Origin of the sequence: Rhizobium phaseoli, assembly GCF_001664385.1 — a bacterium.
GTDB lineage: Bacteria > Pseudomonadota > Alphaproteobacteria > Rhizobiales > Rhizobiaceae > Rhizobium > Rhizobium phaseoli.
This window is the reverse complement of the sequence record NZ_CP013534.1, coordinates 373,581-394,970: the sequence shown is the minus strand read 5'-3', so window position 1 is coordinate 394,970 and position 21,390 is coordinate 373,581. Positions and strand designations below refer to the sequence as shown.

At 63.3% G+C, this 21,390-nt stretch carries 20 protein-coding genes and 1 pseudogene; 14 read left to right on the top strand and 7 right to left on the bottom strand.

From position 1 onward, the window contains the following. Position 1 precedes the first annotated feature (1 nt). The 9 genes from AMC88_RS25195 (at position 2) to AMC88_RS25160 (ending at position 9,205) form a co-directional block, all read left to right on the top strand. Positions 2-931, top strand: coding sequence for an NUDIX hydrolase (locus AMC88_RS25195; protein ID WP_170965729.1), 930 nt, complete (start codon positions 2-4; stop codon positions 929-931). Between the two features lie 69 nt (positions 932-1,000). Then, positions 1,001-1,972, top strand: a complete 972-nt coding sequence (gene nadA, locus AMC88_RS25190; RefSeq protein WP_064826284.1) for a quinolinate synthase NadA — start codon at positions 1,001-1,003, stop codon at positions 1,970-1,972. Continuing rightward, complete coding sequence (locus tag AMC88_RS25185) at positions 1,969-3,510, top strand: L-aspartate oxidase (protein ID WP_016736774.1); 1,542 nt, start codon at positions 1,969-1,971, stop codon at positions 3,508-3,510. The genes nadA and AMC88_RS25185 overlap by 4 nt, the downstream gene beginning before the upstream one ends. Further along, positions 3,488-4,411 (top strand): carboxylating nicotinate-nucleotide diphosphorylase, encoded by a 924-nt coding sequence (gene nadC, locus AMC88_RS25180; protein WP_184328703.1) that lies wholly within the window; start codon positions 3,488-3,490, stop codon positions 4,409-4,411. Before AMC88_RS25185 ends, nadC begins: the two co-directional genes overlap by 23 nt. Positions 4,412-4,655: 244 nt before the next feature. Further along, positions 4,656-6,608 carry a BTAD domain-containing putative transcriptional regulator gene (locus AMC88_RS25175; protein ID WP_029532006.1) on the top strand — a complete coding sequence of 651 codons (1,953 nt, stop codon included), beginning with the start codon at positions 4,656-4,658 and terminating at the stop codon, positions 6,606-6,608. 105 nt (positions 6,609-6,713) lie between these two features. Then, entirely contained in the window at positions 6,714-6,854 is a 141-nt protein-coding gene (locus AMC88_RS33755; RefSeq protein WP_016736772.1) for a hypothetical protein, read from the top strand. A 13-nt stretch (positions 6,855-6,867) separates the two neighbouring features. Continuing rightward, positions 6,868-8,133, top strand: a complete 1,266-nt coding sequence (locus AMC88_RS25170; protein ID WP_012490728.1) for a YcaO-like family protein — start codon at positions 6,868-6,870, stop codon at positions 8,131-8,133. After that, the gene (locus AMC88_RS25165) at positions 8,130-8,873 is read left to right on the top strand and encodes a TfuA-like protein (protein WP_012490727.1); all 744 of its coding nucleotides are present in this window, start codon (positions 8,130-8,132) and stop codon (positions 8,871-8,873) included. The genes AMC88_RS25170 and AMC88_RS25165 overlap by 4 nt, the downstream gene beginning before the upstream one ends. Positions 8,874-8,938: 65 nt before the next feature. Continuing rightward, complete coding sequence (locus AMC88_RS25160; protein WP_004668299.1) at positions 8,939-9,205, top strand: hypothetical protein; 267 nt, start codon at positions 8,939-8,941, stop codon at positions 9,203-9,205. Between the two features lie 41 nt (positions 9,206-9,246). Here AMC88_RS25160 and AMC88_RS25155 read toward each other — a convergent pair whose 3' ends face one another. Continuing rightward, positions 9,247-9,651, bottom strand: coding sequence for a helix-turn-helix domain-containing protein (locus AMC88_RS25155; RefSeq protein ID WP_004668301.1), 405 nt, complete (start codon positions 9,649-9,651; stop codon positions 9,247-9,249). A 407-nt stretch (positions 9,652-10,058) separates the two neighbouring features. Then, positions 10,059-10,526, bottom strand: a complete 468-nt coding sequence (locus AMC88_RS25150) for a cupin domain-containing protein (protein WP_064826282.1) — start codon at positions 10,524-10,526, stop codon at positions 10,059-10,061. Between AMC88_RS25150 and AMC88_RS25145 the strand changes: the two genes are divergently transcribed. Further along, positions 10,471-10,851, top strand: a complete 381-nt coding sequence (locus tag AMC88_RS25145; protein ID WP_225880719.1) for a tetratricopeptide repeat protein — start codon at positions 10,471-10,473, stop codon at positions 10,849-10,851. The genes AMC88_RS25150 and AMC88_RS25145 overlap by 56 nt on opposite strands. A gap of 15 nt (positions 10,852-10,866) precedes the next feature. Here AMC88_RS25145 and AMC88_RS25140 read toward each other — a convergent pair whose 3' ends face one another. Next, positions 10,867-11,703 carry an amidohydrolase family protein gene (locus AMC88_RS25140; protein WP_064826280.1) on the bottom strand — a complete coding sequence of 279 codons (837 nt, stop codon included), beginning with the start codon at positions 11,701-11,703 and terminating at the stop codon, positions 10,867-10,869. Positions 11,704-11,774: 71 nt separating this feature from the next. Further along, on the bottom strand, positions 11,775-12,560 hold the full coding sequence (locus AMC88_RS25135) for an IclR family transcriptional regulator (RefSeq protein ID WP_064826279.1): 786 nt from the start codon (positions 12,558-12,560) through the stop codon (positions 11,775-11,777). 302 nt (positions 12,561-12,862) lie between these two features. Here AMC88_RS25135 and AMC88_RS25130 point away from each other — a divergent pair, with 302 nt between their 5' ends. Next, entirely contained in the window at positions 12,863-13,597 is a 735-nt protein-coding gene (locus AMC88_RS25130; RefSeq protein ID WP_012490722.1) for an SDR family oxidoreductase, read from the top strand. Positions 13,598-13,755: 158 nt separating this feature from the next. Next, positions 13,756-15,033: an L-fuconate dehydratase gene (locus tag AMC88_RS25125; RefSeq protein WP_064826278.1), complete on the top strand. Its 1,278-nt coding sequence runs from the start codon at positions 13,756-13,758 to the stop codon at positions 15,031-15,033. Positions 15,034-15,089: 56 nt separating this feature from the next. Here the strand turns inward: AMC88_RS25125 and AMC88_RS25120 are convergent, their stop codons facing one another. Next, positions 15,090-15,983, bottom strand: coding sequence for an NAD(P)/FAD-dependent oxidoreductase (locus AMC88_RS25120; protein ID WP_064826277.1), 894 nt, complete (start codon positions 15,981-15,983; stop codon positions 15,090-15,092). Positions 15,984-16,185: 202 nt separating this feature from the next. Here AMC88_RS25120 and AMC88_RS25115 point away from each other — a divergent pair, with 202 nt between their 5' ends. Together AMC88_RS25115 and AMC88_RS25110 are read left to right on the top strand one after the other, a co-directional pair. Continuing rightward, positions 16,186-16,833 (top strand): TetR/AcrR family transcriptional regulator, encoded by a 648-nt coding sequence (locus tag AMC88_RS25115; protein ID WP_041684009.1) that lies wholly within the window; start codon positions 16,186-16,188, stop codon positions 16,831-16,833. 33 nt (positions 16,834-16,866) lie between these two features. Further along, a complete protein-coding gene (locus AMC88_RS25110; RefSeq protein WP_064826276.1) occupies positions 16,867-17,730 on the top strand; it encodes a class I SAM-dependent methyltransferase in 864 nt (287 codons plus the stop codon). A gap of 114 nt (positions 17,731-17,844) precedes the next feature. On the opposite strand, the gene AMC88_RS25105 is transcribed toward AMC88_RS25110, so the two are convergent. Beyond that, positions 17,845-19,251, bottom strand: a complete 1,407-nt coding sequence (locus tag AMC88_RS25105) for an RtcB family protein (protein ID WP_064826275.1) — start codon at positions 19,249-19,251, stop codon at positions 17,845-17,847. 552 nt (positions 19,252-19,803) lie between these two features. Beyond that, a pseudogene (locus tag AMC88_RS25100) lies at positions 19,804-21,359 on the bottom strand (RNA-binding protein). Positions 21,360-21,390 lie beyond the last annotated feature (31 nt).

Genomic DNA, 21,390 nt, shown 5'->3' with positions numbered 1-21,390 from the left:
AATGGCCCATTCGGAACGGAGTATTCGGCCCCCTGTGACGATCGGCTTTGCGCATGCGGAATTGATTGCAGTGCTCGTCGCGGTGACGGGGGATGAGCCGCGTGTGCTGACGATCCGTTCCGGCAATGCGCTGCCGTCCGGCCCGTTCGAAATGGGCCATCGCACCCTGCAATCGGGCCTGCGCGAATGGGTGCAGGAGCAGACGGAACATCCGGTCGGCTATCTCGAGCAGCTCTACACCTTCGCCGACCGCGACCGGAACAATGACATTCCCGGCGGCCGGACGATCTCGATCAGCTATCTCGGCCTCGTCAACGAGCAGGCCGGCGCCGGCCGGCCGGGCTGGCACGGCTGGTACGACTATTTTCCCTGGGAAGACCACCGGCACGGCCGCCCGGCCGTGCTCGGCGAGATCATGACGCGTCTGAAGAGCTGGGCCGATGCCGATCCGGCCCGGCGCGACCTGCGCCATCGCCGCGCCGATTTCACCTTCGGCCTCGACGGCGGCGGCTGGAACGAGGATCTCGCCCTGCAACGCTACGAACTGCTCTATGAAGCCGGGCTTGTGGCCGAAGCCGGATGTTCTGCCGAGGCCAATCTCGGCCGGGCGATGTTTGCCGACCATCGCCGGATTCTCGCGACCGGTATCGCCAGGCTGCGCGCCAAGATCAAATACCGCCCTGTTGTCTTCGAGCTGATGCCGGAGAGTTTCACGCTTCTGCGGCTGCAGCGTACCATCGAGGCGCTCGCCGGGCTGACATTGCACAAGCAGAACTTCCGCCGCCTGATCGAACAGCAGGAATTGGTCGAGGAAACCGGCGGCACGGAAAGCGAAACCGGCGGCCGGCCGGCCAAGCTTTTCCGCTTCCGCCACACCGTGCTCGAGGAACGGGCGCTCGCCGGAACGAAATTACCGCTCTCCCGCAATTGACATATGCTCAGGACGAGAATATCTCTTTGCTCACGATATGCTCAGATAGAGTATAATTAGGAGCCGGCCATGAACCATCCTGTTTCCGCATCCTCGCTCTATGAGCGCGTCAGCCGCGTCATTCCCAAAGCCGAATGGATGTCGTTCGAGAACGATGTCGACGCCATCCTCGACCTCAAGCGCCGGCGCAATGCCGTCATTCTCGCCCATAATTATCAGACGCCGGAAATCTTTCACGGTGTCGCCGATATCGTCGGCGACAGCCTGGCGCTCGCCCGCAAAGCGATCGAGGTCGATGCCGATGTCATCGTGCTGGCCGGCGTGCATTTCATGGCCGAGACGGCCAAGCTCTTGAATCCGGAGAAAACCGTGCTGATCCCGGATCTCGGCGCCGGTTGTTCGCTGGCGGATTCGATCACGCCGGAGGACATCGCGCTGCTGCGCCAGGCCCATCCCGGCGTGCCTATCGTCACCTATGTCAATACTTCCGCCGCGGTGAAGGCCGCCTCCGACATCTGCTGCACCTCCGGCAATGCCAAGCAGGTGGTGGAATCGCTCGGCGTGCCGAAGGTGCTGATGATCCCGGACGAATATCTCGCCCGCAATGTTGCCCGCGAAACCGACGTCGAGATCATCGCCTGGCATGGGCATTGCGAGGTGCATGAACTTTTCACCGCCGACGATGTCCGCCAGCTGCGCGAAAATCACCCCGGCGTGACGGTGCTCGCCCATCCGGAATGCCCGCCCGACGTCGTGGCCGAGGCCGATTTCGCCGGCTCCACCGCCGTGATGTCGGACTATGTCGGCAGCCGGAAACCGGCCCGCGTCGTGCTGCTGACCGAATGCTCGATGAGCGACAACGTCGCCGTGCACCATCCTGATGTCGAGTTCATCCGGCCCTGCAATCTCTGCCCGCATATGAAGCGGATCACCCTCGCCAATATTCGCGCCGCACTTCAGGAAAACCGCCATGAAGTGACGGTCGATCCGGCAATCGCCGCAGCGGCGCGGCGCGCCGTCGAAAGGATGCTGGCGATATGAGCGAACGTCTCGATCATCTTGCCGGGCGCACCGTCATCGTCGGCAGCGGCCTGGCCGGGCTGATGACGGCACTGACGCTGGCGCCGGAACCCTCCGTCATCGTCACCCGCGCCGCCCTCGGCACACAGACCTCAAGCGCCTGGGCGCAGGGCGGCATTGCCGCCAGCATCGGCGCCGATGATAGTGCGGCGCTGCATCTTTCCGATACGCTTGCGGCCGGCGACGGGCTCTGCGACCGGACCGTCGCGGCCGGCATCATTGCCGAGGCGCCGGCGGCAATTGCCGCACTGGAACAGGCCGGCGTGCGCTTCGACCGCAATGCGAAGGGAGAATTCTCACTCGGATTGGAGGCGGCTCATAACCGCCGCCGCATCGTCCATGCCGAAGGCGATGGTTCGGGTGCGGCAATCATCGCCCCATTGGTACGGGCCGTGGCGCAGTCGCCTGCCATTTCAGTGCTCGAAGGCTTCGAAGCGCGGCGGATTCTGATGGACGGAGAAGGGGTCGCCGGCCTGCTCTGCGCGACCGCGGATGGGACTGCCATCCTGCCGACCGCGAAGGTGGTGCTGGCCACTGGCGGTATCGGCGGCCTTTATGATGCGACCACCAATCCGATCGGCAATTTCGGCCAGGGGATTGCGCTCGCGGCACGGGCGGGTGCCGACCTTGCCGACATGGAATTCGTCCAGTTCCATCCGACGGCGCTCGATTCTCGCCGCAGGCCCTTGGCCCTGGTCAGCGAGGCGGTGCGCGGCGAGGGGGCTCTGCTCGTCAATGAAAGCGGCGAACGGTTCATGGCCCGAATCCCGGGCGCCGAGCTTGCGCCGCGCGATGTGGTTGCGCGCGCCATCAGTGCCGAGATCGCCCGCGGCGGCAGGGTCTTCCTCGATGCCCGCGACGCGCTCGGCAGCCGGTTCGCTACACGCTTCCCTGTGATCGCAGCCCTTTGCGGCGAAGCCGGAATCGATCCGGCGAAAGAGCTCATTCCGGTGCGCCCGGCCGTTCACTACCACATGGGCGGCGTCGCAACCGATGCCAATAGCCGCAGCTCCGTTCCCGGCCTCTGGGTTGCCGGGGAGGCGGCCTCGACCGGCCTGCACGGCGCAAACCGGCTGGCCAGCAATTCGCTGCTGGAAGCGGCGGTCATGGGCATGCGGGCGGCGCGCGACATAGCGGGAATGCCGGCACGAACCGGCAGTCCCTTCCAATCCGAAAGGCTGCCGGCGCCGGCCGACGCATCGCTGGTCCGGCCGGTCGTCTCGCGCCATCTCGGCGTGCTGCGCAATGGCGGCGCGGTGCAGGACGCGATTGCCGCCCTGCTGCCGCTTGCCGAAATTGACGGCCCGGCCGCCGATCCGGCCATCGTCGCGCTTCTGATCGCCGTCTTTGCCGGTCTGCGGATGGAATCGCGCGGCGCCCATGCCCGCACCGATTTTCCGCTGAAGCTCGCCGATATCAAGCGTCGTCGGATGCGTCTGTCCGAGGCGCTGGAGATCGCCCGTGCAACACCGTCCTATGCCCTTGCCAGGAGTGCCTGAGATGAGCCTTACTCCCCTTCCGCGCCTGATCGTCGAGCCGCTGGTGCGGGCGGCATTGCTCGAGGATCTCGGCCTTGCCGGCGACATCACCTCGGCAGCGGTCATCCCCGGCGAGCATCGCTCGACGATGATGATGGCCGCCCGTCAGCCGGGCGTGATCGCCGGTCTCGACGCGGCCGAGCTCGCCTTCACCCTCGTTGATCCCGAGATCGTCATGCGACGCCATATCGAGGATGGCGACGCGGTCAAAACAGGCGACGTCATCGCCACGATCGAGGGTCCGTCGCGCGGCCTGCTCACCGCCGAGCGCACCGCGCTGAATTTCCTCGGCCATCTCTCCGGCATTGCCACCGTGACGGCAGAGATTGCCGCCGCCATCAGCGGCAGCAAAGCGTCTGTCGCCTGCACGCGCAAGACGACCCCGGGGTTGAGGGCGCTGGAAAAATACGCGGTGCGGGCCGGCGGCGGCATGAACCACCGTTTCGCACTTTATGACGCGGTGCTGATCAAGGACAATCACGTGGCGATATCAGGCGGCGTTGCCGAGGCGATCCGCCGGGCCCGGGCCGGCGTCGGCCATCTGGTGAAGGTCGAGGTCGAAGTGGACCGGCTCGATCAGCTGCATGAAGCGATGGAAACAGGCGTCGATGCCGTCCTGCTCGACAATATGACGCCGGATCAGCTGCGCGAGGCGGTCGCCATCGTCGCCGGCCGGGCCATCACCGAGGCATCCGGCCGGGTGATGCCGGCAACGGCCGCGGCCATCGCGGCTTCCGGTGTCGACCTGATTTCCGTCGGCTGGCTGACGCACAGCGCGCCGGTGCTGGATATCGGCCTCGATTTCGTCGCGGCCGCAACCGCGGCGGAAACTCGCGCCAAACGCGTCGCATCAGCGCTGTGAACCCTCGGCTGTGTCTGCTGAATTGCCGGCCAGCAAGCCTCGCCCGCCTGAAATAACGCAAGGCAATCCGCGTCGCCTACAAAGTGTTGGCAAGCATTTCCTGTCGGCCGACGCGAAAAAAATACAAATATTCGACGAAAAATTCGTTTTTCGATAGCAATACCGCTATGCGCGGACCGCATATGGCTCTAACATGTACCTGCGGGTGCGCACGCGCGCTTGGCTTTCAGGGGTGAGAAGCGGGATGCAACGGACATCCGGACAGATGCCGACGAATAGGCTCTGCCTGCTCGGAAGGCCGCGACTGCTGGCAGCGGGGAGGGAACTCTCCTTGCCGGAGAAGTCTTATTTTCTCCTCGCCATGCTCGCCGCCGAAGCCAATCTCGAACTCGACCGCGAGACCGTCAGGCGTCAGCTCTGGCAATCGGAATTGCCGGAAAAGCGCGCCGGCAGTCTGCGCCAACTCCTGGCGCGTATCGAGCAGAGCATTCCCGCCGACCTTCCGCCGCTGCTGGCGGCGACCCGAACCCATATCGGGCTTGCCGACGGCTGGGAAGTCGACGTTCATTTGCTGAAGCAGCGGGGGCCGCTCGCAGCAGAGGACATCGGCATCTTGAATGGCGAACTGCTTGAAGGCGCCAAGTCGCCGACCCAGGGGGCGGAGGACTGGCTGACCTTCGAGCGCCAGCGTGTCGACGAATTGCGTGCCGCCCATCTCACCCGGCTGGTCGAGACCGCCGAAGACAGATCGGACGAAGAACAGGTCGCCTTTGCCCGGCGGCTGCTGGAACTCGACCCAGCCAGCGAGACGGCTTATCGCGCCCTGATGCGCCTCTATGTCAGGATGAACGATCCGGCCGCGGCTCGTCAGGCCTATCTGAAGTGCAAGAGCCAGCTGAAGGACGACTTCGACACCGAACCGGAAGAAAGCACCACCGCGCTTGCCCGCGAACTCGGCCTGACCCCGGCCGCACAGGCCGCGGTCGAGCGCCCTTCTTCGACGCTCGGTGGCTTCGCCGGTCCACTCGGCGAGCCGCGGATCATCATCCTGCCGCCTGAAAGTATTTTTACCGATCCGCTGATGGAGCGCGTCGGCCGGGCGCTTCTCGAAGATGTCACCATCGGTCTCAGCCAGCAGCGCGGCTTCAAGGTGATCGCGGCCCATACGAGCCTCGAGATCCTCAGCCGCGCGGTCGATCCGGCGCGCGCCGTCCCCGGCCCGCTCGATCTCAGCTTCGATTATGCGGTCTATGTTACCATCCAGGGCCGTGACGAGGATGTCTATGCGACCTGCCGGCTGACGCGGACGACGACGTCGGAGGTGATCTGGGCCTTAGAACTGCCGCTGGTCATGCAAAAGATCAGCGAATCCTTCGCGCATCTGACACGGCGGATCGTTTCCTCGCTCGCCGACACGATCGAGCGCCACGAACTGGCGATGCCGATCGGTGATGCGCCGCCATCGGCCTACCGTCTGTATCTCGAAGGCAAGCGGCTGATCGCCCAGACCGATCTGCAGCATCTGCGCCAGGCGCGCAAATGGTTCAAATCCTCGCTCAATCGTTATGAACACTTCTCGGCCGCCCATGCCGGCGTGTCGCGCGCGCTCGGCATGGAATGGCTGATCCGCGGCATGCAGGACACGGATCTGCTCGACGAGGCGAATGGCGCCGCGCGGCTCGCCCAGCAGTCCGACCCGAATAGCGGCCGGGCCTTCCGCGAGCTCGGCTTCGTGGCGCTGTACCGGCGCCGTTTCGACGAGAGCCTGGAATACTTCCAGCAGGCCCAGGATCTCAATCCCAACGATGCCGACATCCTCGCCGATTATGCCGATGCCCTCTCCCATGACGGCGATTTCGATCGCGCACTGGAGCTCAGCCGCGCGGCCTTCAAGCTCAATCCGTTGCCGCCGGACTATTATTACTGGAACCTCGGCGGCATCCACTTCATGCGTGAAGAATATGAAAAGGCAATCAAGGCGCTGGAGCCGGTAAAGACCAAGCAGGCGACCGCTCGCCTGCTCGCCGCCTCCCATGCCATGGCAGGCGAAAAGGGGAAGGCCGGCAATTACGCCCGCGTGGTGCTCGAAAACTTCCCCGATTTCCGCAGTGAAGATATTCGCCATTTCGTCCCCGATCGCGATCCCGCCTTTACGGAACCGTTGATAAAAGGCCTACAATTGGCCGGTCTTCCTTAATTGCACGGCCTTTTAACGAAGCCTGTAACGCTTAAATGACGCGGACAATGTTTCTCTCCGATGGTTAACGGCAGCAACGCGCCGTCCAGCCAATTGGAGATGAACATGCAGACGAACGCTGAAACCAATGCTCAGACACAGTCCTTGCGCTTTTCCGCAGCGGCCAAAGCAGCCCTGAAGCAGGACCAACTCAACGTTTCTGCCAATGCGCTTGAGAGCCTGACGCATGCGCTGAGGTTCCGATAGGGACGAGATCGGTATGTCCGCTTTCGCCGACCTTGAAACGCTAGCCGATGACCTCGAACGATCATCGGCCGGCGTCAGCGACTATCATGACCGCGCGGTCACGCCGGCGCAGACATTGGCCGCCGTCAGGCCGCATCTGCGCGAATTCGGCATTACCCGCATCGGCCTGCTGACCGCCCTCGACGTGCTGAACATTCCCGTCGCCTTCGCGACGAGGCCGAACAGCCATACGCTTTCGGTCTTCCAGGGCAAAGGCATCGACAATGAGGCCGCCATGGCATCGGCGGCCATGGAGGCGATCGAGACGCGGATCGCGGAAATTGCGCCAGCCGATCTGACACGGGCGACCGTCGACAGCATGCGGGCGGAAGGTGCCGCCATGATCGATCTCGACAATGTTGCGCGCTGCGCGCCCGATGACATCGGCGGCGGCGCCATCCCCTGGTGCTCCGGGCTCGACATCCTCTCCGGCAGCAGCGTCTTCGTCCCCTGGTGGCTCGTCGGCCTCGACCATCGCGGCGAGCGGCCGTCGGGCTTCGAGCAGTCGAGTGATGGGCTCGCCTCCGGTAACACGCCGTCCGAAGCGGTCCTGCACGGGCTTTGCGAGCTGGTGGAGCGCGACGCCTGGGCCCTGACCCAGCTGAAATCGCCGCAGCGCCTCAAGGAAAGCCGCATCGACCCCGCCTCGTTCAGCGATGCGGTCATCGATGTCATGACCGACCGGATTTCGCGCGCCGGCATGCGCCTGCTGCTGCTCGACATGACCACGGATATCGGCGTCCCCGCCTTTCTGGCCGTGATCATGCCCGGCAATCTGTCCGATCGCGTCGATGCGCGCTGGACCCATGTCTGCGGCGGCTGCGGCTGCCATCCTGATCCCGTGCGTGCCGCGCTGCGCGCCATCACCGAAGCGGCGCAGAGCCGACTGACGGCGATCGCCGGCAGCCGCGATGATTTCTCGCCGCGCATCTACCAGCGGCTCGACAAGAGTGCGGCGATGCAGCAGGTGGTCGAACTCTGCGCGGGCGATGGCCGAATGCGCGCCTTCCAGCCCCGCCATCGCCGTCCCGCAACCATCCAGGAGACCATCGGCCATATTGCCGACCGGCTGACGGCGACCGGCATCGAGCAGATCGTCGTCGTCCCGTTTCCGCAACATCAGGCCCTGCCGGTCTCCGTCGTCAGGGTGATCGTACCGGGCCTCGAGGTGGATATATCAGGTCAGTACATCCAGCTCGGCCTGCGCGCCGTAAACACCATGAGAGGAGCCCAATCATGAAGGTTCTGTTCGTCGGTCCGAGCCTTGGTAGCGGCCTTGCCACAGCGAGAAACATGTCCCCCTGTATCGATTTCCGGCCGCCGGCCGCCTGCGGCGACATTCTCAAAGCGGTGGAGGACGGCGCCACGGCGATCGGTCTGGTCGACGGCTATTTCGGCGATCTGCCTTCGGTCTGGCACAAGGAAATTCTCTACGCGCTCGAACAGGATGTCGCCGTTGCCGGCGGCGCCAGCATGGGCGCATTGCGGGCGGCCGAATGCGCGCCTTTCGGCATGGTCGGGCTCGGCTCGATCTTCGAAGATTACCAGTCCGGGCGGTTGCTCGATGACGAGGCCGTGGCGCTGGTGCATGCGCCGCAGGCGCTCGGCTGGCTACCGCTTTCGGTGCCCTGGGTCGATTTCGAGCCGACGATCAACGCCCTTCATGCTGGCGGAGAGATTTCGTCGGGCGAGCGCAAGAAACTGCTGCTCTCCGGTCGCTTCCTGCATTTCTCCGAGCGGACCTATGCCAGGGTGGTGGACGAATGCCATTTCCGCAAGGCGCGCCGCGACTATCTCCTCGCCGCCCTGCGCAAGAACCGGGTCGAACGCAAGCGGGACGACGCGCGGCTGGTGCTGGAATGGCTGAACCGTGACGAATTCATGCCCGTCGACCGTGACTGGCACTTTGCCGCGACCTCTCACTGGGAGCTTTTGCACGCCGAAGTCACGCGCAATGTGACTGCTGTAACGCTTGTATAACGGTCACGGCGAAAAGATGCAGCGGTGATGGAATCTGAGGCCTTCATGGCCAAAGGGGCGGGACAATGTTTGAACAGCATAACGAAGGCACAGGCAGCGAATACGCAAGGATCTTCCGGCTGCTGTCGGCAGCCAAGGAGGAGGCTGAAAAGCTTCAGCTGCGCAACCTGATGCACCTGACGAACATGGCGCTGCTGCAGGTCGTCATCGATTGGGACGGCATAGATCCGGACAGGGAGCTAGACGTCAACCTCGAGAAACTGCTCGGCAGCAAGGCCAAGATCGCAATGAAGGACGCCAGCGAAAATCTGATCCTGATTGATCGCCATTGACCTTCATGCAGTCCGGTGGGATCGCGTGAAGGAGATCCGGCCTATTCGGCCGCTTCACCGTCCATCTGTTCGGTGTGGGCGATTGCCTGGACGAGCTTCAGGATCTTCTTGCGAAGCGCTTCGTTCTTGATCGAGAAGAACGCGGCGTTGAGAAGGACGCCCTCGCGCGAAATAACGAATTCCTCGCTGGGAGCGGGGTTGTCGTTGGCCGTATCAGGCGTGGACAGGTCGTCGAAGAACGTCCTGACGTCGACCTTCAGCGCGCCGGCGATTTCAACCAGCATGCTGGCGGAAACGCGATTGGAGCCTTTTTCGTATTTTTGAATCTGTTGGAATGTCACGCCGACGCGATCGCCCAATTCGGTCTGCGAAACTTTCCGCAGCAGACGCTGTATGCGGATGGTCTTCCCGACATGAACATCCACTGCATGCGGTTCTTCTTTCATTTTGTTTTCCCTCCTGAGGACACGGAGATGAGGTTATTCGCCATATCCGTGTCTGACAACTTTTACCTGAGTTACACAAAGCTAGCAATTGCCCGGCTGTAAGTCGTCCCAAACCGAAACATCACCTTGCTTCATATTAACAGGAGCAAAAAGCATGCCAAAGCAGTACTTTTGGACGACACATCACCTGATTTTGGGATGTGGCGTAGTCTCCGGGAGAGAGGGACGCTACCAATGGTGGCGACCGCCGGCATGCTCGGGGAATTACAGCGCCGCGGGCCGGAAAAGCTGCACAAAAGGCGCTGTAATATTTCGAATTAATTACCCTGAAATCGGTGCGATTTCGCAATTATGCCCCGCAAGAAAGGCGACTGGCGGACGTTGCCAGGCAAACCGTCGATCGAGCCCTACGCTCCTGTTGTCAGAGTGGAGATCTGATCGGCGTCGTAGCGGCGCCGAAGGTCGGCAAGCGCCGCCGGATCCGGAGAATCCTGGGCAGCGAGCGTGGCGAGCGCTTCGAAATAATGTTCGTGCCCAGGTGGAGAAAGAGTCATCAGCACGCGCGCAGGCTTGTCGCTGACATTGGTGATGTTGTGCGGCACGCCAGGCGGAATGAACAGGAAGGTGCCCGGCGTCGCGCGGATCGTCTTTCCGCCGACGTGCCAGACGCATTCGCCATCAAGCACATAAAAGGTTTCCTCCTGCACCCGATGGATATGGACGCCGGTGACGAACCCGGCCGGTATCGTCCAGTCGAACATGCTCGTGTGTTTGGTATCCTCGCCGGTGACAAGAAACACCGTGGGATGGCCACGCAGCATGACCCCCTTATTCTCGTTGGGCATGCGGATGACAGGGGAGGCGCAGCGGGGCATGCGGCTAAGCGCGTTTGACCCATGGGCCTTTGCCGCCTTCGATGCGCAGGCGATGAGCCATTTGCTGGGTGGCCGCTATGATGAAGCCTGTCTCGCCGCCTACCGGTCTGTTCAAGCCAATCCGGCACATAGCATCACGCATGTACAACTGGCCGCCGCGCTCGCCAAGCTCGGCCGGCCGGCGGAAGCGAGGGCGGCTGCCGCGCGGGTCGTCGAGCTGCATCCGACGTTCCGCTTCGGTCGCCAGTTCGCCAGCGTCGACTGCGCGCCGGCGCTCGCGAAATGCCTTGGGGACGCGCTGCGGGCCGCCGGTCTGCCGGAGTAGCCGGTAAAAGCCGCGTCAGAGTGACCAGAGCCGTCGGGCATTGGCGAAGAGCAGCTTCGAACGCTCCGCCTCGCTGCTGCCGGAGAGCGCGGCATGGGTCGCCGCGACCCAGGTGGAAAGGCCGCCGCCGAGCGTGCAGACCGGCCAATCGCTGCCCCAGACGACCCGGTCCCAGCCGAAACTTGCAATGACATGTTCGATATAGGGCCGCAGCGTCTGCGCCGTCCACGTCTCGGCATCGGCATAGGCGACGACGCCGGAAATCTTGCAGATGACGTTCGGCCGCCGGGCGATCTCCGATATGCCGGCCTTCCACGGCTGAAAGGCGTCCGAGCGGATATCGGGCACGCCGCAATGGTCGAGCACGAACTGGACGTCCGGCGCAAGATCGACGAGGGCGGCGACGCGTCCGGCCTGATGCGGCAACGTGCAGAGGTCGAAGGTCAGGCCGCTGCCGCCGATGCGCCTGATGTTTTCGCGAAACAGCGCGCCTTCCGAGACGTCGTCGGCCACGACATGCAGCACGCGGCGAAATCCCTTGACGAAGGGATTGGTCTTCTGCCGCTCGAGATAGGCGGCAAAGCCTTCATCTTCCGGCCGGCAGGAAACGATGGCGCCGGCAATCAGGCTGCCGGGCTTTTGGGCGATGCCGGCAATGTGGTCGGTCTCTGCCTGCATGGCAGCCGGATCGACATCGACTTCCATATGCAGCGCCGTGGTGATGCCGCAGCGGCGCGCTTCGGCTGCATAGGTCTCGTAGAGAAAATCCTGGTCGAGCGCAGGCACGCCGGAGAGCCAGGGGTAGGGGAGCGCCGACCGATCGATGATATGCAGATGGGTGTCGATGAGCACGGGTTCCTCCAAGGCTGGCTTGCGGCAACCTATCTCTGGTGAATGGATTGTTCAAATAAAAATTCCCGAGCTCAGGCCGGGATGATGACGTCGGCGCCGGCAAGCTGCGAGAGTTCGGCGGCGGTCTTCTGCACCAGCGTGATCGTCTGCGTGATGTCGGGGGCCGACGGTGCATTGACGAGCGCGATGAAAGGACAGGTCAGCGCGGCAATGCAGCGCCGATCCGGCCCGAGAACCGGCGCCGACAGATTGTAGACGCCGGAGGTCTGGGCGCTCGCCATCATTTCGTAGCCACGCTCGCGGATCTGATCGAGGCGATCGTAGAATTCGGCGCCGAGCTCGATATCGGCGCGGTTGCGCACATGTTCCGATATCATCATCTCCCGCTCCTCGTTACCGCGAAAGGCGAGCAGCACATGCCCCGAACCAGTGTCGAACAGGCTGATATGAGCGCCGATGCGGATCGAGAATCCCCAATAATCCGGCGCCTCCTGCTGGGCGATGACAACGGCGGCGCCGCGATCGAAAACGGCCAGGTGATTGGCCTGACGCGCGCGCTGGGCGAGATCGCGCATCAGCGGCGTGGCGTAGGAGGCGAGCCGTCGCACCGGCGCATGCAGCTGCGCAAGCCCGAAAAGCTTCAGCGTCAGCGAATAACGATCGCCGTCCAGCCGGGTGACGTAGCCGCGACGCACCAAGCGGTCGAGCATGCGATAGAATTCGTTGGGGCTGCGGTCGAGCCGCTTGGCGATTTCCGCCTGGGTAAGGCCGCTGTCGACGCCGGCCAGCAGTTCCAGGATGTCGAGGCCCTTGTCGAGGGCAGGAGCGCGGTAGCGGTCTGACTCGTCGGGCTCCATTCCATCCTCCTGTGAATATTAATCTGCATATACGCAGAACCGCGGCCGGAAAAGCAAAACTTCGCGCTTGACCCTTGGCCAATCGTCTGTTTGTCTATAAACAGACAAATTATTGCTGAAGACAGCTGCTCGACGGAACCGACGAGAAGCCCGGTATCGTGCCTCGCTTCAGGCGGGCCGCAACGCGCAAAGAGGGAAAATGGCAGGCGCTGACGGACAAGCTATTCCATCTCAGCCCGGCCTTCGCCAAGATATGACTATACGCACCGCCCGCGCAGACAATTCCAGAAAAGGCCCGTGACATGACAAACAGACTTTCCGGCAAGACCGTTCTCATCACCGCCGCCGGCCAGGGCATCGGCCGGGCAACGGCGGCAGCCTTTGCCGCGAACGGCGCCAAGGTCCACGCCACCGATATCAACACCGAGGCGCTGGCGACGCTGGCGGCCGAAACCGGCGTTTCGACCCACAAGCTGAACGTGCTCGAAGACGATGCGGTCAAGGCCCTCGTCGCCGAGATCGGCGCGGTCGACGTGCTGTTCAACTGCGCCGGCTTCGTCCATGCCGGATCGATCCTGGAGATGAAGGATGCCGATCTCGAATTCGCCCTCGACCTCAACGTCAAGGCGATGATCCGCACCATCCGGGCCGTGCTGCCTGGCATGCTCGCGCGCAAGGACGGGGCGATCATCAACATGGCCTCGGTCGCCTCCAGCATCAAGGGCGTGCCGAACCGCTTCGCCTATGGCGTCACCAAGGCGGCTGTGATCGGCCTCACCAAATCCGTCGCCGCCGATTATGTCGCCGACGGCATCCGCTGCAACGCCATCTGCCCAGGCACGGTGGAAAGTCCGTCGCTGCAGGACCGGATGCGCGCCGGCGGCGACTACGATGCGGCCCGCGCCGCCTTCATCGCCCGCCAGCCGATGGGCCGGCTCGGCTCGCCGGAAGAGATTGCCGACCTCGCCGTCTACCTCGCCGGCGCGACCTACACCTCGGGCCAGGCGATCGCCATCGACGGCGGCTGGACGATCTGACCCAGCGCATGTCGCGCAAGATCGTGCAGCGGTTTGCGATGACGACATGCGAAAACAAGAACTGAAAGCGCGGGGCGCGAAGATCGCAACGCACTTTCGCCGATGGGGAGGCCGGCAGGCTGCCGGTCGATCCGGCCATCGCAATCGGGAGGAACAACATGACCCGCATCACCGACCTTCGCGTCTTCGATCTCCGCTTTCCCACCTCACAAAGCCTGGACGGGTCCGATGCGATGAACCCCGATCCGGATTATTCGGCCGCCTATGTCATTCTCGATACGGACGCGCCTGATCTTGCCGGCCACGGCCTGACCTTCACCATCGGCCGCGGCAACGACATTTGCTGCATGGCGATCGAGGCGATGCGCCACCTCGTCGTCGGCGTCGAGCTTGCCGAGGTGCTCGCCCATCCCGGCAAATTCTGGCGGCATCTGACCAGCGACAGCCAGCTGCGCTGGATCGGCCCGGAAAAGGGCGCCATCCATCTGGCGACCGGCGCCGTCGTCAACGCCGTCTGGGATCTGCTCGCCAAGCAGGCGGGCAAACCGGTCTGGCGGCTCGTCGCCGAGATGTCGCCGGAAGAGATCGCCGATATCGTCGATTACCGCTATCTGACCGATGTGCTGACGCGCGCCGAAGCCGTCGAGATCCTCAAGCGCGCCGAAGCGGGCAAGGCCGAACGCATCGCTCTCCTCGAAAAGCAGGGCTATGCCTGCTACACCACCTCGGCCGGCTGGCTCGGTTATGAGGACGAGAAACTGCGCCGCCTCTGCCAGGAGGCGATCGACGCCGGCTTCAACCATATCAAGATGAAGGTCGGCCGCGATCTGGAAGACGATATCCGCCGTCTGCGGATCGCCCGCGAGGTGATCGGCCCCGACCGTTACCTGATGATCGATGCCAACCAGGTCTGGGACGTCGGCCAGGCGATCGACTGGGTCAAAGCGCTCGCCTTTGCCAAGCCCTTCTTCATCGAGGAACCCACCAGCCCAGATGACGTCGCCGGCCACCGCAAGATCCGCCAGGCAATCGGCCCGGTGAAGGTCGCGACCGGCGAGATGTGCCAGAACCGCATCATGTTCAAGCAGTTCATCGCCGAGGGCGCGATCGACATCGTCCAGATCGATTCCTGCCGCATGGGCGGGCTGAACGAGGTCCTCTCTGTGTTGCTGATCGCCGCCAAGTTCGGCCTGCCGGTCTGGCCGCACGCCGGCGGCGTCGGCCTCTGCGAATATGTGCAGCACCTGTCGATGATCGACTACGTCGCAGTGTCAGGCACCAAGGATGGCCGCGTCATCGAGTATGTCGATCACCTGCACGAACACTTCCTCGACCCCTGCCGGATCGAGAACGCCGCCTACATGCCGCCGACCCTGCCGGGCTTCTCCATCGAGATGAAACCGGCTTCGATTAGCGGCTATACATTTCGAGGCTGAGGAGCGCCGGCGGCGCGCTCGTCCCCGCCAGAACCCGGAGAGGGAATTCTCTGCTCTCAAACCAGCATCGACTGCTGGGCGGAGATACCTGCCGTCGCGCCCTGCGATATTGCCGTGGTGACCGAGTTCATGGCTGGGTTTGCGAGATCGCCGGCGGCGTAGATGCCCGGCATGCTGGTTTCGCGGCGCTCGTCGACCTTGAGGGCGATGCCGAAGGGCGTATCGACCGTGGCGAGGCCCAGTGATTCATGCAGGCTTGCGGACGGCTTGTTGCGCGGATGCGCAAACAGGATATCGACCCCGGCGTTGCGGCCGCTCTCGAGATTAACGGTGGTGATATGGCCCCGGTGTTGGGCGATTTCGGCGATCCGGCCGTCGATGACAGGTATATTGCGGCGCGCCAGGTCGGCGCGGATATCGGGCGCAATGTCGTGACCATCGGCGAAGACCGTCAACGTGTCGGTCCAGTCGTGATACAGCCTGACATAATTGTGCGACGGCGGACCGGACCAGACGAGGCCCCAATGCTGGTCGGCGACTTCAAAGCCGTCGCAATAGGGGCAGGGCACGATGGAAGTGCCCCAGCTTTCAGCAAAGCCGGGAACATCAGGCATCTGATCGGCGACGCCATAGCTCAGGATGAGGCGGCGCGCCCCAAGGCTTTCGCCATCGCCAGTGAGGACGGAGAAATCATCGATGGCGCCGGAGATGCTGTCAGCCCGGGCATTGACCAGCCTGACCGCGGGATAACGCGCCAGCTGCTTCCGCGCCTCGGCCAGGATGTCCAGCGGTGGCTTGTGATCGTGGCCGAGCAAGCCATGCGAGTGACCGGCGAAGCGATTGCGCGGCAGGCCCGTATCGAGAACGGTGACCCTGCGGCGGGCACGGCCGAGCTGAAGGGCGGCGGCGAGACCGGCAAAGCTGCCGCCGATGATGATGACGTCATCCATGGTGATAAGCTCCGTGCTGTTGAGCGAGTGTGATTGGCTGAGCCTTGACGCGTCTCGTCCACCGATCCGCATCGATATGGCCAAGCGGCTTAGAGACTCGATCTATGGGACAGGATAAAATCCGTTCGTTGGCTTGCATATTTCCGATACTGCGTGGTATCGTAAGACATGAATAACGATACTGTCAAGGATCTTAATGGTCGTGACCGAAAATAGTCGAGGCCGGCGCGGCCGGCCAGCCAACGAGGCGCTTGGCCAAACGATAGTCGACGCAGCATACGAACTCTTTGTGGAATTGGGTTTTCAAGCGACGACATTGGACAAGGTCACCCAGCGCGCGAAGATATCCAAGCTCAGCATCTATCGGCACTTCGAGAACAAAGAGGCGCTGTTCAGCGCGGCCATCGCGGACCGCTGCCATCAGTTTGCACCACAGGCCCTTTTTGAAGGCGTCGACGGTTCGGCCGAAGAGCAGCTCATGGCGGTGGGATCATCCCTGCTTCGCACGCTGTTGAGCCCGGACGTCCGTAGTGTCGAAGCCATGGTCATGGCCGACAAGACGAATCAAAAGTCGTTGAGCAAGCTCTATTACGAAGCCGGCCCCGCCCATGTCATCGCCCAAATCGAGGCCCTGTTGCGTCAGTTGCACGCGAAGGCGGTTCTGAACGTGCCCGATCCTCTCCAGTCCGCCCGCTTGTTTGGCGCGCTTTTCAAAGGATCCGATCTCCTGATTATTGCGCGCTTCGATCCGGCAAGAGCAGAGGACGACAACGAAATCGAATCCTATTGCCGGTCGGCCGTCGCCATGTTCATCGCCGCGCACGGTGGCAGCGGCCACGCGGGCGGATAACCCAGTCAAGAACGGATCAGAACAGGATATGGCATGGCAGAGAAAAATATTTATCAGGTAGCCGACTGGAATGGCCAAAGCGGGGAGCGCTGGGTCGCTTACCAGGCCCGGCTCGATGCCATGATGGCGGTGTTCGGCCAGGCCGCGATCGAAGCCGCCGCGCCCGCCATAGGCGAACGCGTGCTGGACGTCGGCTGCGGCGCGGGGGCGTCTAGTCTGGATTTGGCCGCCAGGGTCGGCGCGGGGGGCCAAGTGCTGGGCGTGGACATATCCGAACCGCTGATCGGCAGAGCGCGCGAGCGAGCGCCGCAGGACACGCCGGTCCTGTTCCAGGTGGCTGACGCCAGCAGCGCCGAGCTGCCCGAGGGCGCGTTCGATATCCTGTTCTCGCGCTTCGGGGTGATGTTCTTCGACGATCCGACAGGGGCGTTCGCCCATATGCGCCGTACGCTCAAGCCGGGCGGGCGGGTCGCTTTCGTCTGCTGGCGCGGCATGGCCGAGAACGATTGGGTGCGCCTGCCGATGGGCGCGATCAAGGGCATCCTCCCGCCGACCGCGCCGCCCGATCCCGAAGCATCCGGACCGTTCTCGTTCGGCGACCGGGGGCGGGTGGCGCGTATCCTGACGGCGGCTGGCTTCACCGATATCGCCATCGCGCCCTTCGATGCCTCCATCGCGTTCGGCGAGGGTGGGACGCGGGACGCGGCAATCGACGACGCGGTGGAGATGACGCTCAAGGTCGGCCCGCTGTCGCGCGCTCTCGCTGATCAGCCCGACGACATCCGCGCCCGCGCCTCGGCCGCGGTTCGTGCCGCCTTCGCGGACCGCCCCGGCGAGCGGTCGGTAATGATCGACGGCGCGGCGTGGATCGTCACGGCGCGCAATCCGGGAGGTTGACAGAGATTAACAGAGGAGACACGCCCCCGCTTTGAACAAAGTCAAAGGCGACAACCGCCCTATGTCTGAGCGTGCATTTGAGGGAAGGCAAGCCTGGTTGCCTTCCCTCTGTGTTTACCGGCGCTTTTTACGCCAGGGCGCATTCTGCTGCCAGTCGCCGGCCATGATGCTCCCGTAGGGGATCACCTCGTCGACCACTTCGGCGAGGCCGTAGTGCTCGATCTGCGCCCGCACGTTCGCAGCGCTCTTGTAGGCACTCGGCAGTTCCGACAGATCGGCGAAACCGGAGAAGAACCGCGTGTCGAGACCGCTTGTTTCCTTCTCCAGGATAGCCGCGATGTTGTTCGGGCTCAGACCTCGCGAATCCGCCCCATACTCCGCGGACAGCTGCCGCATATGGGCGCTGCGTGAAAAGTTGCGGCCGGCGCCATGCGGCGAGAAGCCGAGGCCATGGGCAGCGTTCGAGCCGCGAACGATCAGGATCGGCTCCGCCATATTGAGCGGAATGATGGTCAGATCGGTCGCGTCATGCGCCCAGTTGTCGAAGGCAGGGGTGGCACCCTTCCCGTGGTAGAACAGCCCGTCCGACTTCCGGAAGACGAAATTATGCTCGTTCCAGAAGCGGTCCGCGACCTTGGCCGAGAGCTTTTCCGCCGCCATGTCGTGAAGGACATAGTGGTTCTCTTTCGTCCACTGGCGGATCGTCTGCAGCGCCGACCAGTAAAGCTCACCCTCCTCGGTATCCGCCGGAATCCAGGCATTTTCCCGATGCGTCTCGGGCGAAATGCGCTCCCGAAACTGGTTGGCGACCTTCATGCCCTTGTCGTAGAGCCGCGCGCCCGGCGCTCGCGAGCCGTGGTGGGTCACAAGCGCGCTTTCACCGGTCGACTTCATCGTTCCGACATAGGCGAAATGATTGCCGTCGCCCTGGGTGGCGAAATGCTCGATGCCAGCGCTCAGCGCACCATCGCGCAGATAGGGATTCTGCTGGAAGGCCGAAAGCGTCGCCTCGGAAGGCTTGAGCTGCGCGCCGCGCGCACGACCGCCCGGACCGAAATGCGTCACCGCGTGCATGGCATCCAGGAGCGACTTCGGATCCACGCCAGGAAAGATCGAAATCGCCATGGAGCAGCAGATATCGGCCGAATGCATGCCGGGATGGATCGCTTCGGACGCCACTACGCCGCCGACCGGGATCGTTCCGACCGGACCGGCCGGGCAGGCGTCCGGCATGATCGCCGCGGCCCGGACGACCGGCGTGCGCACCAGCGCCCGCATCGTCGCGTTGACCTTCTCGACATTGTCCTGCTCGAAGGCGTTCTCGGCGCGGATATTGGAATAGATCTCGATATCGTTATCGGCCTTCAAGGCAAGCGTCGGCCCGGGCTGGAAGGCCCTTGCCGCCTCCAGCGCATCGGTCACCGAGCCACCCTGGCTCAAAACCGCGTTGGCCGCATCGAGAGCCGGGCGAAACCACTTCCCCTGGCTCATGCCGGCATCGATCAAATCCTGTCCGCTCATTACCGCTATCATTGTCTTTTCTGCGTCTGCAGTCCTTCTTGTTCAGTTTGCTTCTCTTCACCTGCCGGCATTCGCCGGGGTAGTCCGTTCCTGCATGTCAGGAGCTTGCAGCGGCGACGAGGGTGGACGAAACCGGATGGCCTCGCTCGTGCCAGAGAGCGTATGCCCAGGAGGAGTCGAACCTGCCAGACCATCCAACTTTGGAGGCTGTAGTTCCGTCCGGCATTCGCCACTGCAATCTTCGTCATGACGACAAGTGTCCGGGGAACAGCTTGCTCTACCAACTGAGCTACAGGACCAGGCCCTGGCGAGAATCGAGCTCGCGACACAGATGTAGTTCCCCATGCATTCGCCATGTCATTCCATGTCCGTGACGACAAGGTGTGGTGAAACGTCCTGCTCTATCCGCTGAGCTACGGGTCCGTGAACTGGAGGACCCGACGGGATTCGAACCCGCGACCAGGAGATTAACGATCTGTAGTTTCATCCGGCATTCGTCACGGCTCCCCGCGCCGTTCACGGCGGCGCGAGGATATGCTTCCTGTGAGCCCGTCAGAGCTCGATTGCCTCGATGGCTTTCACCCAGCCATCCGCTCCTTTGCTGTTGGCCGCGAAAGCCGTGATCACCCCGTAGATGGAGTCCGAGAAGCCACCGATGTTGAGCACGTCTTCCCGCGTCGGCGCCTGCGTCGTGGCGTGGGGCTGGATGTCGAGGCAGACCAGCTTTGCAGCCGGGTTGACCCGCTTGATCCTGGCCCATTCCGTCATGACTGCCGTCGGCTGGCCGCTGCCGCGCGCATCCACCCAGGACTGATTGTCCGAGATGAACACCACGAGATCGACCTTGGTCTTCTCGTTTGCCAGCATCTTCAGCGGTGCGGAGCGCTTGGTTCCGCCGCCACCGATTTTCGCCAGCTTACCGGCATTGGTCATCACCGAATCCCGCTTGTTGAGGCTGACGCGCACCACGTCATTCTCGAACGGCAGCACCCGCGCCTTCGGGTTGCGCTGCAGGAACGCCGCGGTCATCAGACCGGCGACGTCGATGCAACGGACCGAGGACGTCCCGCCCTTCCGGTAGCCGGTCACGGGCGAGCCCATAGAGCCCGACACGTCGGGGCAGAGCACCACGTTGCCCATCACGGACGGCACATTGGCGATGGCGATATCCATCGCGTCCTGAAGCGCATCCCGCACGACATCCGGAACTTGGCCATCGACCATCTTCCACGCCATCATCAACTGATAGGGGAAGACCTTTGCCTTGCGGATTTCCTCCGGATCGGCAAGCCGCGCCGCCAGCGCCTCGGCAAAACCCTCGACCTCGAACACGCCGTTGCGTGCAAAGGTGTTGAGGTTCTGCCGCACCATCTGCCAGCCGCCCTTGCGGGCGATCTCGACCCAATGCTCTCGCGTCAGCGGCAGCGAGGTCAGCATCTGAAACGGCACATCAGGCACCGGCCCGGTCTGGTCACGCCGGAACGCTTCCAATGCCTTGATGAGTTCCGGCAGCGCCGCGTAGTCGTGCGGCTTGCCGATCGCCCAGGCATAAAGCGCCTTGCGCTCCCCTGTGGCCGGCTTCGGATGCACCATGCGGATGACGTCGGCGAGCGAAGGATCGTTTCCGACCATCGCACGCAGGATCTGCTCGGTGCTGGCCCGTTCGAGCCATGCCTGCACCACCTTTTTCGGGCGTGTGCCGAGCGACTTGCGACCCGTGGCGCCGGAGCGCATGACCTGCACGAAGCCGCGCAGCATCTTGCCGCTCTTCACCACCCGCGGAAATGCACGGGCGAAGGCATCGCTCTGAAGGCTGGAGAGCATGGCGAGCAGCGTCACCGGCATGTCCTTCATGTGACCTTTTCGGCGGCGTAAACAGCCAGCTTGGCGAGAAATTCCGGCTCGACCTGAAGGGCGAGCGTCTTTACCGCTTCGAGCTGCTCAGCCCCGTCTGCATAGAAGGTGCCGTTGAAGGTGCCGGTAACGGCATACTGCGCCAGCGCCTCACGCGGCGTTAGCCGGTAGGCAGGGGCCGCCTCATGATTTTTTGTGTCCGTTCCCGGAAGCAGTTTTCCGAGGTAGGTTTTGAAGATCGCCTTGTTGACCATGACAGCCCCTCTTGTGTGGTTCGTGCCAGAT

Bases quoted from the DNA above. Each gene is read 5' to 3' on its own strand.
- AMC88_RS25195 (WP_170965729.1), top strand. From the start codon at position 2: ATGGCCCATTCGGAACGGAGTATTCGGCCCCCTGTGACGATCGGCTTT.
- nadA (WP_064826284.1), top strand. From the start codon at position 1,001: ATGAACCATCCTGTTTCCGCATCCTCGCTCTATGAGCGCGTCAGCCGC.
- AMC88_RS25185 (WP_016736774.1), top strand. From the start codon at position 1,969: ATGAGCGAACGTCTCGATCATCTTGCCGGGCGCACCGTCATCGTCGGC.
- nadC (WP_184328703.1), top strand. From the start codon at position 3,488: ATGCCCTTGCCAGGAGTGCCTGAGATGAGCCTTACTCCCCTTCCGCGC.
- AMC88_RS25175 (WP_029532006.1), top strand. From the start codon at position 4,656: ATGCAACGGACATCCGGACAGATGCCGACGAATAGGCTCTGCCTGCTC.
- AMC88_RS33755 (WP_016736772.1), top strand. From the start codon at position 6,714: ATGCAGACGAACGCTGAAACCAATGCTCAGACACAGTCCTTGCGCTTT.
- AMC88_RS25170 (WP_012490728.1), top strand. From the start codon at position 6,868: ATGTCCGCTTTCGCCGACCTTGAAACGCTAGCCGATGACCTCGAACGA.
- AMC88_RS25165 (WP_012490727.1), top strand. From the start codon at position 8,130: ATGAAGGTTCTGTTCGTCGGTCCGAGCCTTGGTAGCGGCCTTGCCACA.
- AMC88_RS25160 (WP_004668299.1), top strand. From the start codon at position 8,939: ATGTTTGAACAGCATAACGAAGGCACAGGCAGCGAATACGCAAGGATC.
- AMC88_RS25155 (WP_004668301.1), bottom strand. From the start codon at position 9,651: ATGAAAGAAGAACCGCATGCAGTGGATGTTCATGTCGGGAAGACCATC.
- AMC88_RS25145 (WP_225880719.1), top strand. From the start codon at position 10,471: ATGACCCCCTTATTCTCGTTGGGCATGCGGATGACAGGGGAGGCGCAG.
- AMC88_RS25150 (WP_064826282.1), bottom strand. From the start codon at position 10,526: ATGCCCCGCTGCGCCTCCCCTGTCATCCGCATGCCCAACGAGAATAAG.
- AMC88_RS25135 (WP_064826279.1), bottom strand. From the start codon at position 12,560: ATGGAGCCCGACGAGTCAGACCGCTACCGCGCTCCTGCCCTCGACAAG.
- AMC88_RS25130 (WP_012490722.1), top strand. From the start codon at position 12,863: ATGACAAACAGACTTTCCGGCAAGACCGTTCTCATCACCGCCGCCGGC.
- AMC88_RS25125 (WP_064826278.1), top strand. From the start codon at position 13,756: ATGACCCGCATCACCGACCTTCGCGTCTTCGATCTCCGCTTTCCCACC.
- AMC88_RS25120 (WP_064826277.1), bottom strand. From the start codon at position 15,983: ATGGATGACGTCATCATCATCGGCGGCAGCTTTGCCGGTCTCGCCGCC.
- AMC88_RS25110 (WP_064826276.1), top strand. From the start codon at position 16,867: ATGGCAGAGAAAAATATTTATCAGGTAGCCGACTGGAATGGCCAAAGC.
- AMC88_RS25105 (WP_064826275.1), bottom strand. From the start codon at position 19,251: ATGAGCGGACAGGATTTGATCGATGCCGGCATGAGCCAGGGGAAGTGG.